This is a genomic window from Pontibacillus sp. HN14 (assembly GCF_021129245.1).
Taxonomy (GTDB): Bacteria; Bacillota; Bacilli; order Bacillales; family BH030062; genus Pontibacillus.
The window spans coordinates 93858-107778 of the sequence record NZ_JAJOLR010000005.1 but is presented as its reverse complement, the minus strand read 5'-3'; the positions used below and the strand labels follow the sequence as shown (position 1 = coordinate 107778).

Genomic DNA, 13921 nt, shown 5'->3' with positions numbered 1-13921 from the left:
GTGCATGTTGAAGTGCCCACGTTGTTAGGAGCCGGGCTCGTTCTTTTGCTCATTTTTTGGCTTGGCTTTTTAAGTATCAAGATCAAATTTCCGAATGTAATTTTATATATTTTGTTAGGTATTGTCCTGGCTGACGCCATACATGGAAATGAAATATTGCATTTTGCGAGTGAGATTGGAATTGTGTTGCTGTTCTTTCTTCTGGGGCTTGAGTTCAACATCAAACGATTAGGTGGAATTGCGAAGAAAATCTGGCCTGCGGGATTGCTGGATGTTGCGTTTAGTTTAGGAATCTCGTTTGTAATCTGCTTAGGGTTTGGGCTGGATCTTCTGACATCTTTCCTAATAGGGGGCGTTACATATGCAACAAGTTCCTCCATAACAGCGAAATTGCTTGATGACACAAGCCGAATGGCGAACTCGGAAACAGAGTTTATCCTCGCTCTTTTGATCTTTGAAGATCTAGTTGCTCCCATTATTGTCGCAGTCTTAATGGGTGTGACAAGTGGCGGGGAATTCCAAACGGTGGACTTATTGATTCTTATCGGGAAGATTATAGGTCTGACCGTAGGAGCCATTCTCTTAGGGAAGACCCTGTTCAAACGCTTTGAAGAGTTGCTTGAGAAGATTGATGATGAGGACTTTAAAATTGCCCTTTTAATCGGGATTTCTCTATCCTATGGTGGACTGGCTCTCTATTTAGGTCTTTCAGAAGTATTGGGAGCGTTTCTTGCAGGAATGATGCTTGCTGAAATCGGAAAAATCGAACGGGTGGAACAGACTGTGCTACCTGTAAAAGATTTAATGCTTCCTCTATTCTTTGTTTATTTTGGAACGACAATCGAATTTGGAGACGGTGTTCCGAAAGTTGGGTTGTTAATTACACTCCTTGGTTGGTCATTAGTAGCGAAGATTTTAGTTGGTATGATCGGGGGAAGGCTTTATGGTCTTTCGAAAAGGGTGTCTTTTCGGGCTGGTTTATCCATTTGCTCGAGGGGAGAGTTTTCGGTTGTTATTGCTGCTCTAGCAACAGGTGTTATTAAAGTGTTTAGTGGGATCTACATTGTTATTGCGGCCTTTGTGGGGATGATGTTATTCGAACGTGCCCCGCAAATTACGAATTTAATTTACGGGAAACCAAAGAAGAAGAAAAAGAATTTAAAGGTTCCTGGTTAAAAATAAACGGCTCTCCAGTGGAGAGCCGTTTTCATGTCATTGTTCACGAGAAGTACTGGTGTTCTAACTCATCTACTCGTTGTAGGGCAAGTTTCGAGAAGTCATTATCTTTCTTGTTGAGTTTCTCTCTTAATCCATTTAGTGCATCCTTTAATGATTCTTCATAGGATGGGACCTCATCAGAATAAAAGTGTACAGCTGATTTAGCTACATTTGCTTTTTCAAACTGGCTTAGTGCTTTACGCTGATGGAAAAAGACATTTTCCGTTTGCCCAGGATTATGTAGATCACCTTGTTGGGGGTGTTTTAATACGGCTAGTACTTTGACTAAGTACATAGCACCCCGATCCTCAACAATTTCACCTGCGTAAATCCCTGTTTTATAGTGCGCCTTTACGATTGTTCCAACTTCTAGTTCCGCCATCTCCATTCCCTCCTGATTGGAATCTATTTTCTTTATATCGTATCAAATCTGGAAGGGAAAAGGAATTGTCACAGATTAGCTATTGCCATTGGTTTTGGAAATCGTTATCATCAATAGTAATGAATGGACTTCTGAAAGAGTAAAGGGCGTGGATGCATCATGATGGAATTTCTTTACTTCCCGGAGGACAAGACGGAATACATTCCCGCTGTCATCTCTCTATTAATCTTTGCTATTGGTGCTGTCATTGTCATGAGGTGGATTATAAGCGTAAACAAAAAGCAAGAACAGCGGGCGGAAGAAGAGTTTGGTCAAACCGGTGAACATTCTGTATCTCAAGAAGATTCAAAGGATAAAGAAGAGTTCAAGTAGATGAACGTTAAAGAGGGACATAATAAAGAAATCGAGCATGGGTCTTTAGCGCCTGTGCTCGATTTTTTTTGTTCTAGGCTTCTGTTATGAAACGGGAGGCGTTGGGGTCGGGGGAGCATATCCTTCTTTATATGCCTCATCAATCATATGACGTATGTCTTTAACGGACTGCCCTTTACTGTATTCAATCATTGCTTTAGCGGCAATTTCTAAACATACATTACATTTCGTGCCGTGATCATCCCATACAACAGATTGGTTATCCTGGTCATGAATAAAGCAGTCATAGTTGTTCATATGTCCTACGCTATCTCCGCATCCGCAGTAACAAGGCATTTGTTCAAGCAATTCCTTATGTTGAGCTGCCCCTTGATAAATCGTTTGAATGTCTTCGTGTTTGTTGTCTAAAAAAGAAGGGAGAGCTTCTTTGCTTGCTGTAGTTTCCTGAAGGTCCCCCATTACCTGCTGTTGATCATCATGGTTGTCGTGCTTACTTTCCTCACTTCCGCACCCCGTTAATCCTGTAACCAAGAGCAGCAGTCCAATAAAAAATATGGACATCTTACGCATCTGTCATTCTCCTTTATCAAGCATTTACACTTAGTGTACCGCTTTCATATGAGAAGTTCAATTTGGTTCACAGAATTGAAAAGATTACCCTTAGAAATAAAGACCAAGGGGTTAAAAGAATTGGAACTGGTCAACACTGTAGGGTAAGTATGGTGGAAGGGAAGAGAGTAAATGAGAGTAAGAAAACTTGGTGTCATTTTAGCCCTAACTTTATGGGTGGCAGGGTGTTCTAGTCAAAATCGAGCCGCCTTTGAAATAGAAATGTACAATCCTGCTGGTGATGCACTTGGAACAGCTAAATTCTCAGAAGAGAATGATTCAGTAGCGATTAAACTGTCATTAACAGGCCTTTCGCCAGGACTTCATGGTATTCACGTACATGAGTATCCTGTGTGTGAAGGCCCGGATTTTAAATCTGCAGGAAATCATCTGAATCCAGATAAAAAGGAGCATGGAGCCATGAATCCAAAAGGAACTCATTTAGGGGACATGCCAAATGTGGAAGCAGACTCGTCTGGGAAAGTCAATGCAGAATTAGCAGTCCAGGGAGCGACGTTAATGGATGGAAAGATGTCTTTACTGAAAGATGAAGGGACGTCGTTAGTCATTCATGAAGGTGTCGATGATGGTTTGACTCAGCCTGCGGGAGATTCAGGAGATCGAATAGCTTGTGGTGTCATACAGCTCGAAGAGGCTTCTAAAAAGGACACGCCTTCAGACCCTTCTGAAGATGGAGGACAAGAAGAGAAGAAAGAATAGAAAAAAGCTGCCCATGTTGGGCAGCTTTTTTAGTCATCTTGTTCTGTTAGAACGACTGGTCCTTCTTTTGTAATGGCGATTGTATGCTCAAACTGTGCGGATAATCCTTTGTCCGTTGTTCGAGCCGTCCATCCGTTTTCATCCATTTGAGAATGCCAAGTGCCTGTGTTCACCATCGGTTCGACAGTAATGACCATACCTTCTTTAAGGCGCTGTCCTTTTCCTGCTTCTCCGTAGTGAAGAATATTTGGTTCTTCGTGAATGGAATTACCGATTCCGTGTCCTGTGAAATCACGAACAACAGAGTAGCCTTCTCCTTCAACATACGATTGAATCGCATGGCCAATGTCACCTAAACGTTTTCCGACCTGGCATTGCTCAATTGATTTATATAGAGCTGTTTTCGTCACATCGACGAGACGCTGTGTTTCTTCTGAGACGTCCCCGACTGTATAGGTCCACGCAGAGTCAGCTAGCGCGCCGTTTAAGTTCACAACCATATCAATGGTTACAATGTCGCCATTTTTAAGGGCCTCTTTACGAGGGAAACCATGGCAGATTTCATCATTGATTGAAGCGCACGTGGCAAATTCATAGCCTTGATAACCTTTTTGTTCTGGTGTAGCGCCGTGTTTAGCTAAATAACGATCAACGAAATTTTCAATCTCCATCGTTGTAACACCAGGTTTAATCATTTTTGCGATTTCTTTGTGTGTAGAGGCTAGAAGTTTTCCTGCTTCATGCATCAACTCAATTTCTCGCTTACTTTTACGATTAATCATGTTTCTCACCTTACCTTCTAGAACTGAAAGGGTCTTGGTATTTTCTTTATAGCCCTACCCATTACGATACCATGGATTGTGAATTAATTCGAACCGTTGCCTCGATGGTTATTAGCGGCTTCGACAATACGGTCGATGCCTTCGTTCAATGTTTGAGGAGGTGTAGCAATATTAATACGCATGAATCCTTCGCCTTCTTTTCCGAAGGAAGCCCCGTCGTTTAGGCCGACTTTAGCCTTTGTTCTCATAAACTCTTTTAGTTCATTATGAGATAAGCCTAGTCCCCGGCAATCCATCCATACGAGGTAAGTACCTTCAGGTTCAATAATCTGAATGTGGTCCGTTTCCTCGTGCATGCGTTTCATGAGTAATTCCTTATTGGAATCTAACACTTCAACTAATTCATCAAGCCATTCCTCGCCATGAGCGTAGGAAGATTCAATGGCTGTTACCCCCATGGTGTTAAGCATGTTAATTCCCTGAAGGCCGAATTGAGCATCAATTTTCTTTTTCATTTCAGACTCAGGCGTCACAATATAAGATGCTTGTAATCCTGCAATGTTGAAAGTCTTCGTTGGTGACAAGCACGTAGTCGTTCTGTTTGCAACCTTATCTGATAAGGATGCCATTGGAACATGTTTATGTCCAGCATAGATAAGATCAGCATGAATTTCATCGGAGAATATAAGGACATCGTGCTTCGTGCATAAATCAGCCATACGCTGTAACTCTTCTTTTGTCCACACTCGTCCAACCGGATTGTGAGGATTACACAGAATGAAAGCCTTCACGTTTTGGATCTTTTCCTCGAAATCTTCAAAGTCAATTTCATAGCGACCCTCTTGCAAATAAAGAGAGCTTGTGACAATGCTTCTGTCATGTTTCTTAATGACATCATAAAAAGGTGGATAAACAGGTGTTTGAATGAGAATGGAGTCTCCAGGCTCTGTTAAGGCCTCAACAATGGTATGAAGTGAAGGCACAACCCCTGGACTATAGGTAAGCCAATCCGTTTGGATCTCCCAGTCATGCCTTTTCGATAGCCATTCTTTAATAATGGAATGAATGGCTTCGTCTGTTACTGTATATCCAAAAATTCCGTGGCTTGCACGATCTACTAGGGCATCGATAACAGGCTTTGGCGTCTGAAAGTCCATGTCAGCCACCCACATAGGCAGGATTTCTTTATCTTTAAAAAGTTGCTCTGTAAGGTCCCATTTGACAGAGCGTGTGTTACGTCGATCTACAACTTCGTTAAATGTCATATCGTTTCCCTCCTTGAGTAGTTCCATTTCTATTAGTATGATACAAAAAAATCGTGGAAAAACGAAACAATCCGTATGAGAAAAAAGGGAGAAAAAGAACAAGCGACCTGTTAAGGGGTCGCTTGCTTGGTGGGTAAACAGAATTGCTTAATCTTGTCGGTTATGACAGCAGGGATCTCTTCTGGTAACAAATGACCACTTCGATCAAAAACCTCTAGTTCTGCTGAAGGTAAATCTTGTACTAATCGATATCCAAGTGAAACAGGCAGGACTTTATCTTCTTTACCCCAAAATATTAAACAATTGGCTCGAATATCTCGTAAATGCCTTGCTGGCAGATCCCCTTCACGGTCTCGTATCATTTTAGACAAACATCTGAAGATCTCTTCTTTAAAGAAAGGTTGCATATATCCTTGAATCATCTCTTTATTAATCATGTGCGGGTCATGTACACAATCAAGTAGAGAATGGTACACCCCCCTCTTATATAAATAACGTTTTAAAAGTAATGGGAAAATGGGCAATCGGCTGGCATGCTGTAGCCAAAAGCCAAGCTTTTTCATATAAGTGGAAGGGGCCATTAAGATCAGCTTCTCAATTCGTTCAGGGAAAAGGTGACTGCAGATGAGAGCCACTTGCCCTCCCATAGAATGGCCGGCAATGGAAGCTTTTTGAATATGATGCTGATCCATTAATTCAATGATAATATGGGCAAAATTCTTATATGAGAATTCATAAGCGTCATTCTTATCGCTGTTGCCAAAAGGTGGGTAATCGAAGGAATAGAGATCAAATTGATCGAGCAATTCAGGAATCATATAACGGTAGCAAAACTTAGAAGATAAAAATCCGTGCACAAAGATCAACGCAGGTTTTGTACCTGTAGGAGGAGATGTGTAACGCTGGTAGGCGATGTTAACGCCGTTGTGTTCGAGCCACTCGTCTTCGACATGGATGTTTGTTACGCTCACAGTGCTTTAACCTCCAAAATTAGATTGGATAAGAGAAAAAGATCGTAATAATGTTTATCCTTTTTAAGGAAAAAATAAACGTTTGAATCGGTTGGAATGATTGGGCATAAGGTTATCGTTTACGAAGAGAGGATTTTCATGCAGAAGGCAAAAAAAAAGCAAAGCGCCGAGTACGCTTTGCCTCACAGGGGGAATACGAGAAAGTCTTACATTAGTCAATATTACCGTATTTTATATAGGTTAAACCTCTTTTTTTAATTTTTATATTTAATTTCTTTTAGCATCTCCATAACCTTCAACACATCATCTTCTGAAAATTCTTTAACGTGACGGAGGAACAGTTTCGTTCGTTTGACGCCAACTTCCATAATTAAATTCTTCAACTCCTCATCAACTTCTGATTCAGTGGTTGTGCTCTCTAATAATTCAGAAGCTGGCATATCAAGGACGGTGGATATTCTTAAGATCGTTTGTAATTCAGGGATGTGTTCATCCTTTTCGATTCTTTCAATGGTTTGTTGTCCGGTCCGGACGCGAACAGCGAATTCCTCTAAAGAGAGCCCTAATCGCTCCCGTTGCTTACGAATCTGCTTACCTAAACTCATCAGAATGCCTCCTTATCCATTTCTTGAAACGCTACTACGTTTATCTTATCATACATAAAGGACGATTTAATCTGAATTTGTCACAACATTTTGAACCTCTTTGGGTCACATTCTGTGAAGGGGTAAATAAGGAGAAATCCTAGGGGATGGGGAGAAGCTGTTTATGCCTATGCAATAGGATTTTTGTCCGGTTTCCTTTTGCGAAAAATGAGGTCTTGTGATATAATCATTAATTGCGTGAAAATAAAACGAATATAAACAGATCGGGAGTTGTATAGCAATGGCAAAGTTCGAACAAGGTCAAGTATTGGAAGGTAAAGTAACAGGCATCCAACCTTATGGTGCATTCGTTGCTTTAGACGAAGAAGTACAAGGTTTAGTACACATTTCTGAGGTTACTCATGGCTTCGTTAAAGACATTAACGAGCACCTAAATGTTGGTGACAAAGTAAATGTTAAAATCCTTAATATTGATGAAGAAAAAGGTAAATATTCTTTATCAATCCGTGCGACTCAAGAAGCTCCTAAGCAAGAGAAGCAACCACAGCGTAAGCCTCAACAGCAAAAGCAACAAGCTGCTGCTCAGCAAGAAGAAGGTACACCAGCTGGCTTCAACACGCTTAAAGATAAGCTTGATGAGTGGATTAACCAGTCCAAAGAGCGCGAAAATACTTTCCGTAAGTAATAAAGAAAAAAGGCTGTCCCATAGGGACGGCCTTTTTTTATGGTGATGTGGTCAGAGGAAAGATCCCCATATAACCATACTCGTTTTATTCGGTTTCTGGTTCTGTGCGATCAGCCATTTCTTCACTTGGCTTAAATAGCAAGCTTAGGCTGATTAGACCACTGATGCCCACAAGTGTGTAAATAACACGAGCAAATGCACCGCTTTGTTCTCCGCCTCCGAATAGGGCTGCTACTAAATCGAACTGAAACAATCCAATAAGTCCCCAGTTAACAGCTCCGATAATCACTAACAATAAAGCAATACGTTGTAGAGTACTCATGATCTATTCCTCCTTCATTATTTGAATATGATTCTGTAGTAGCTTTTGTAGTTTTTAAGGAAGTATACAAAAATGTTAAGCCAATGCCTGGAGTGTGTGTGCTGACATTCGTGCCTATATGTTCCCCTTCTTAAGCTGATTTTTTGATCTTTGATTTCATTTTGGACATAATAGACACTGGACTTAATTCTGAAAGGGGAATTTACCAACATGGAACAGTTTGTTTTTCATAATCCAACGAAGTTAATCTTTGGTAAAGATCAGCTAGAGAAATTATCAGAGGAAATCCCTTCCGATGTAAAAAATGTGCTGCTAGTATATGGTGGCGGAAGCATTAAAAAGAATGGCTTATATGACCAAGTTGTCAATAAGTTAAATAATATGAATGTAACGATTACAGAGTTAGCAGGTGTAGAGCCTAACCCACGTTTAGCGACAGTGAAAAAAGGTGTAGAGCTTGCTAAAGAAAATAATATTGACTTTATGCTTGCAGTAGGTGGCGGTAGTGTTATTGATGCTACTAAAACCATTGCAACAGGAGCTAAATACGACGGAGATCCTTGGGACCTTGTAACTCGTAAAGCGACTCCTGAAGATGCCGTTGAATTTGGTACAGTTCTGACACTGGCAGCGACTGGTTCAGAAATGAACGCAGGTTCTGTTATTACGAACTGGGAAACAAATGAGAAATACGGATGGGGTGCACCACCGTTTACAAATCCTAAGTTCTCGATTTTAGATCCAACGAACACATTAACCGTTCCTCGTGATCAAACTATCTATGGAATGGTGGACATGATGAGTCATATCTTCGAACAGTACTTCCACCAGCCAACAAATGCACCCGTTCAAGATCGTATGGCTGAAGGTGTTTTAAAAACTGTTATTGAAACAGCGCCTAAATTGCTTGAAGACCTTGAGTCTTATGAGCATCGTGAAACGATCCTTTACGCAGGTACAATTGCATTAAATGGTATGCTTCAAATGGGCTACCGTGGAGACTGGGCAACGCATAACATCGAGCATGCTGTTTCAGCTGTTTACGATATTCCGCACGCAGGCGGACTTGCTATTCTCTTCCCGAACTGGATGAAGCACAACTTAGATCACAACGTAGATCGTTTCAAACAGCTCGCAGTTCGCGTCTTTGACGTCGACCCTGAAGGAAAAGACGACCGCACAGTTGCTCTTGAAGGTATCGATAAACTTCGTGCATTCTGGACTTCCCTAGGTGCTCCAGAGCGATTAGCTGATTATGACATCGGTAATGATCAACTTGATCTGATCGTAGACCGTGCAATGAAACGCGGACCTTTCGGTAACTTCAAAGAACTTCATGACGAAGATGTAAAAGCAATTTTAGAAATGTCTCTATAATTCACAAGGCAGGCTGTTCGCAGCCTGCCTTTCTGTTTCTTTAGAACGATTTTTGGAGAAAATCTATACTGTATTCGCTTACATCTTTAAGATCGCTTGATTTGCTGTAAGCGTTTCGATAAAGTGAAGTTTAGAAAGATAAGTTGGAGGGATACATAATGACTCACATTCGATTTGAATATGAAAAAGCGTTGCCGTTTTTCGGTGAACACGAATTAACGAATATAAAAGAAACTGTAAAGCTTGCACATCATTCTTTACACAATAAAACGGGAGCAGGAAATGACTTCTTAGGTTGGTTAGACCTTCCTGAACAGTACGACCAGGAAGAATTCTCTCGTATCCAAAAAGCTGCAGAAAAAATTAAATCAGACTCTGATGTTCTTTTAGTAGTAGGAATCGGAGGTTCTTATCTTGGCGCTCGCGCGGCATTAGAAATGTTAAACCACTCGTTCTACAATGAACTTTCTAAAGACCAGCGTGATACGCCTCAAGTATTCTTCGTTGGTAATAGCATTAGTGCACCATATGTGAATGATCTGTTTGATGCAATTAAGGACAAAGATGTTTCGATTAACGTCATCTCTAAAAGTGGTACTACAACAGAGCCGGCTATTGCCTTCCGCATTTTCCGTGAATTCTTAGAGAATAAGTACGGGAAGGAAGAAGCTCGTAAACGTATTTACGCGACTACAGATAAACAAAAAGGCGCTCTTAAAACACTTGCTACAGAAGAAGGATATGAAAGCTTCGTAATCCCTGATGATGTGGGTGGACGTTTCTCTGTTCTAACAGCAGTTGGACTACTTCCAATTGCGGCAAGTGGCATCGATATCCAATCTATGATGGATGGAGCTCAGCTTGCTCAGCAACAATTAAGCGAAGAAGACCTTGAGAAGAACCCTGCTTACCAGTATGCTGCCGTTCGAAATGCCTTATATAGCAAAGGGAAGACCATTGAAATGCTTGTCAATTACGAACCTTCTCTTCAGTATTTTGCTGAATGGTGGAAACAGTTATTTGGCGAAAGTGAAGGCAAAGACCAAAAAGGAATTTTCCCTTCTTCTGCTAACTTCTCAACTGATCTTCATTCAATGGGACAGTATATACAAGATGGACGTCGTGACTTGTTCGAAACGGTTCTTCATGTTGAAGAACCTAAGAGCGATGTAACGATTAAGGAAGATGAACAAAACTTAGATGGTCTGAATTATCTTTCAGGAGAAACGGTTGATTTCGTAAACCAGAAAGCATACGAAGGGACTATGCTTGCTCATACAGATGGTGAGGTACCAAACCTAATCGTCCACGTTCCGAAATTAGATGCTTACACATTCGGTTACATGGTGTACTTCTTTGAGAAAGCATGTGCCATCAGCGGCTATCTTCTAGGTGTGAATCCATTTGATCAACCTGGAGTAGAAGCTTATAAGAAAAACATGTTCGCTTTACTTGGAAAGCCTGGCTTTGAGGCGCAGAAAGCAGAACTTGAACAACGTTTAAATAAATAAGTGTTAGAGCGAGCACCTGGTGAGGGTGCTCGCTTTTTTTGTTGTTCTGGGTAGGGTGGGGAGGACGGCTCGAGTGAGGTGAAGGCGGCTCAAGTGAGGTGAGGCGACTCAAGTGAGGCGAGGGCGGCTCGAGTGAGGTGAGGCGGCTCAAGTGAGGCGAAGGCGGCTCGAGTGAGGTGAAGGCGGCTCAAGTATGGAAATGAAGGCTCAAGTGAGGGGAGAAGCGGCTTGAGAAAGCTCAAAAACGGCTCAAGAGGCCAAAATAACGGCTCGAGAATGAGGAGAGTGGCTTAAGAGGAGAAGGAGCGGCTTAAGAAGGGGAAGAGTGGCTCAAGATGAGACCGAGATGGCTCAAGCGGAATCTCTGTTGGCATAGTGCGGGGTTGCGGCTCAAGTAAGGAGAGTGGGGCTCAAGTGAGGGGAGAAGCGGCTTGAGATAGTTCAAAAACGGCTCAAGGCGCCAAAATAACGGCTCGAGAAAGCAAAGAATGGTTTAAGAGGAGAAGGAATGGCTTAAAGAGAAGTAGAATGGCTCAAGTTCAGGACAAAACGGCTCAAGCCCGGCCCCTAGCCTCAGCCTCACCCTCAACCCCCTGCTACATCTTCACAACCCCTAGCCCCCAATCCAACACAAAAAAGAGGACCCAAAGATGGGTCCTCTTTTTTTATGAAAAATTGAATTATTGAGCGGTATATCCGCCGTCGATGACAATCGCTTGTCCTGTTACGCTTTTCGCTTTTTCGCTAGATAAGAACATAGCGTAGTCGGCGATTTCTTCTACTTGAAGAAGACGTTTTTGAGGTACAAGTGGATAGATCACTTCTTCTAATACTTTTTCTAGCTCAACACCGCGAGATTTCGCAAGGTCTTCCATTTGACCTCTTACAAGTGGTGTGTCTACATAACCAGGTGCAATAGCGTTAACTGTGATGCCGTGCTCGGCACCTTCAAGTGCTGATACTTTTGTTAAGCCGATTACACCATGCTTCGCGCTGTTGTATGCAGCTTTCCCGGCGAAACCAATTAATCCATTGATTGAGGCCATGTTTAGAATGCGGCCATAGCCTTGTTCTTTCATGATAGGGAATACTTTTTTAGTTGCGATAAATGGTGCTGTAAGCATGATATCTTGCATCAGGCGGAATTTCTCTGTTGGAAATTCTTCGATTGGAGATACGTGTTGAAGACCTGCGTTATTGATTAAAACGTCAATTCGGCCGTATGTTTCTACAGCTTGATCAATTGCAGCTTCGATCTCTTCTTCGCTTGTTACATCCGCTTTAACACCGATAGCGTTTAGGCCTTTGTCTGTAAGAGCTTTAGCAGCTTCTTGAACGCCTTCATCGTTTACGTCGGATAGAACTACTTTTGCACCATTCTCTGCAAAAGTCTCTCCGATTTCATAACCAATTCCGCGTGCGGCTCCTGTAATAAATACTACTTGATTTTCGACCATACTATTTTTCCTCCCCAACTTATGTGGTTTTATTTGTTTAGATCATCATTGCGTACCTAAGAAATTATAAGTCAGTTATAGGTTTAACTCAAAAATTTTGATTAACAATGGAATACGCATAATTTTCTTTATTTTAGCAAGAAAAAGAATGTTTGAGATTGAAGCATATTATTGGATTGTGGTTTTTAAAGAAGATAGGATTATTCTGTTGTCCTATAAAGTATGTCTTTTTAGGAACTTAATTGAAATTATATCTAAAGAATTTAACAACAAAAATTAGGAGGTACAAACATGATAGCAATCATTGTAGGTTTAATTGCTTTAATGGTCATGGCGTACTTAGGGTGGTCGATCTTGTGGATTGCTCCAGTCGCTGCGGCTATCGTTGCTTTGCTATCTGGCATGGATATTTTCGATGCTTTTACATCTGATTTCATGACCGGCTTTGCATCATTTGCTAGAGATTTCTTCCCGGTGTTCCTTTTTGGTGCCGTATTCGGGAAATTAATGGAGGTTACAGGGAGTGCCAGAACAGTAGCTTCTTTCTTATCGAAGATTGTCGGTAAAGAAAGGGCGATCTTGGGTGTGCTATTAGGTGCTGCGATTCTTACATACGGCGGAGTGAGTTTGTTCGTTGTGGTATTCGTTATGTATCCTTTAGCTTTAAACCTGTTCAGGCAAGCTGACATCAGTCGTAAAGTGATACCTGGAACAATTGTACTAGGGGCCTTTACGTTCACGATGACAGCCTTACCAGGTACTGCTCAAGTACAGAACTACATTCCAACGGAGTTCTTTAATACGACGATGATGGCGGCTCCGATTATGGGGATTGTAACGGGTCTTATTATGGCGGTGGGAGGCTATTTTTACCTCTCCTATCGTGCAAACAAATTAACGAAAGCTGGTGAAGGATTTACTGAACCAGGTGGAGAAGAGGCCAAAGAAGAAGAGGGGCAAGATCCAAATGTAATCCTTTCTTTCTTACCACTTCTTGCTGTTGTAATTTCCATCAATGTACTAAACCTAGAAATGCTAAGTGCGTTATTAATTGGGATCGTTCTCACATTTGTTCTGAACTTTAAGTCCTTTAAGAAGTTTACAGGTGCCATGAACGATGGTGCTAAGGGTGCGGTTACAGCTGTTGTCAATACTGGTGCGGCTGTTGGTTTTGGTGCAGTTGTGAAGAATGCGCCTGCTTTCCCAGCTATTAAAGAAGCATTACTGAATATTAAAGGTGGCCTAACCATCTCTGATGCTTTATCAACTCAGGTTCTGGCAATGATTACAGGGTCAGCGTCAGGTGGTATGAATATTACCCTTAATGCTCTTGGATCAGAGTATTATCAACAAGCATTAGATATGGGGTTAAATCCTGAGATTTTACACCGTGTTACTGCTTTAGCTTCAGGTGCTTCGATATTGCCCCACAACGGAGCATTGCTAACAGTGTTTGCGATTACGGGAATGACTCACAAAGATTCTTATAAAGATATTTTCTTTGTAGGATTACTTATTCCGTTTATCGCGACTGTAGTGGGAATTTTAATGTCTTATATTGGACTGGTATAAAGCATAGGAAAACGGCACCTCGCTATAGGGTGCCGTTTTTTTATTCGATCTTGGGTGAATACCGATTGTTTGG

Annotated in this window: 15 protein-coding genes; 7 read left to right on the top strand and 8 right to left on the bottom strand. The window is 41.6% G+C overall.

Features of this window, described 5'->3' with window-relative positions:
- Positions 1–1176, top strand: coding sequence for a cation:proton antiporter (locus LQ226_RS15450; RefSeq protein ID WP_231418860.1), 1176 nt, complete (start codon positions 1–3; stop codon positions 1174–1176).
- Positions 1177–1219: 43 nt separating this feature from the next.
- On the opposite strand, the gene kapB is transcribed toward LQ226_RS15450, so the two are convergent.
- The gene (gene kapB, locus LQ226_RS15445; protein WP_231418859.1) at positions 1220–1600 is read right to left on the bottom strand and encodes a kinase-associated lipoprotein KapB; all 381 of its coding nucleotides are present in this window, start codon (positions 1598–1600) and stop codon (positions 1220–1222) included.
- 159 nt (positions 1601–1759) lie between these two features.
- Here kapB and LQ226_RS15440 point away from each other — a divergent pair, with 159 nt between their 5' ends.
- A complete protein-coding gene (locus LQ226_RS15440; RefSeq protein ID WP_231418858.1) occupies positions 1760–1972 on the top strand; it encodes a hypothetical protein in 213 nt (70 codons plus the stop codon).
- An 84-nt stretch (positions 1973–2056) separates the two neighbouring features.
- On the opposite strand, the gene LQ226_RS15435 is transcribed toward LQ226_RS15440, so the two are convergent.
- Positions 2057–2542, bottom strand: a complete 486-nt coding sequence (locus LQ226_RS15435; RefSeq protein WP_231418857.1) for a PCYCGC domain-containing protein — start codon at positions 2540–2542, stop codon at positions 2057–2059.
- A gap of 171 nt (positions 2543–2713) precedes the next feature.
- Here LQ226_RS15435 and LQ226_RS15430 point away from each other — a divergent pair, with 171 nt between their 5' ends.
- Positions 2714–3301, top strand: coding sequence for a superoxide dismutase family protein (locus tag LQ226_RS15430; protein ID WP_231418856.1), 588 nt, complete (start codon positions 2714–2716; stop codon positions 3299–3301).
- A 29-nt stretch (positions 3302–3330) separates the two neighbouring features.
- Here LQ226_RS15430 and map read toward each other — a convergent pair whose 3' ends face one another.
- The 4 genes from map to LQ226_RS15410 all read right to left on the bottom strand — a co-directional run bounded on the left by map (position 3331) and on the right by LQ226_RS15410 (position 6924).
- Positions 3331–4083, bottom strand: a complete 753-nt coding sequence (gene map, locus LQ226_RS15425; protein ID WP_231418855.1) for a type I methionyl aminopeptidase — start codon at positions 4081–4083, stop codon at positions 3331–3333.
- 83 nt (positions 4084–4166) lie between these two features.
- On the bottom strand, positions 4167–5348 hold the full coding sequence (locus LQ226_RS15420; protein ID WP_231418854.1) for a MalY/PatB family protein: 1182 nt from the start codon (positions 5346–5348) through the stop codon (positions 4167–4169).
- A gap of 110 nt (positions 5349–5458) precedes the next feature.
- On the bottom strand, positions 5459–6319 hold the full coding sequence (locus tag LQ226_RS15415) for an alpha/beta fold hydrolase (RefSeq protein ID WP_231418853.1): 861 nt from the start codon (positions 6317–6319) through the stop codon (positions 5459–5461).
- A 254-nt stretch (positions 6320–6573) separates the two neighbouring features.
- On the bottom strand, positions 6574–6924 hold the full coding sequence (locus tag LQ226_RS15410) for a helix-turn-helix domain-containing protein (RefSeq protein WP_231418852.1): 351 nt from the start codon (positions 6922–6924) through the stop codon (positions 6574–6576).
- Between the two features lie 280 nt (positions 6925–7204).
- On the opposite strand from LQ226_RS15410, the gene yugI reads away from it, so the two are divergent.
- The gene (gene yugI / locus LQ226_RS15405; protein WP_231418851.1) at positions 7205–7609 is read left to right on the top strand and encodes a S1 domain-containing post-transcriptional regulator GSP13; all 405 of its coding nucleotides are present in this window, start codon (positions 7205–7207) and stop codon (positions 7607–7609) included.
- Positions 7610–7694: 85 nt separating this feature from the next.
- Here yugI and LQ226_RS15400 read toward each other — a convergent pair whose 3' ends face one another.
- On the bottom strand, positions 7695–7931 hold the full coding sequence (locus LQ226_RS15400; protein ID WP_188651914.1) for a DUF378 domain-containing protein: 237 nt from the start codon (positions 7929–7931) through the stop codon (positions 7695–7697).
- A 210-nt stretch (positions 7932–8141) separates the two neighbouring features.
- On the opposite strand from LQ226_RS15400, the gene LQ226_RS15395 reads away from it, so the two are divergent.
- The gene (locus tag LQ226_RS15395) at positions 8142–9308 is read left to right on the top strand and encodes an iron-containing alcohol dehydrogenase (RefSeq protein WP_231418850.1); all 1167 of its coding nucleotides are present in this window, start codon (positions 8142–8144) and stop codon (positions 9306–9308) included.
- A gap of 158 nt (positions 9309–9466) precedes the next feature.
- Positions 9467–10819 (top strand): glucose-6-phosphate isomerase, encoded by a 1353-nt coding sequence (locus LQ226_RS15390; RefSeq protein WP_231418849.1) that lies wholly within the window; start codon positions 9467–9469, stop codon positions 10817–10819.
- Between the two features lie 680 nt (positions 10820–11499).
- Here LQ226_RS15390 and LQ226_RS15385 read toward each other — a convergent pair.
- Positions 11500–12276 (bottom strand): 3-hydroxybutyrate dehydrogenase, encoded by a 777-nt coding sequence (locus LQ226_RS15385; RefSeq protein WP_231418848.1) that lies wholly within the window; start codon positions 12274–12276, stop codon positions 11500–11502.
- A 291-nt stretch (positions 12277–12567) separates the two neighbouring features.
- On the opposite strand from LQ226_RS15385, the gene LQ226_RS15380 reads away from it, so the two are divergent.
- Complete coding sequence (locus tag LQ226_RS15380) at positions 12568–13848, top strand: GntP family permease (RefSeq protein ID WP_231418847.1); 1281 nt, start codon at positions 12568–12570, stop codon at positions 13846–13848.
- Positions 13849–13921 lie beyond the last annotated feature (73 nt).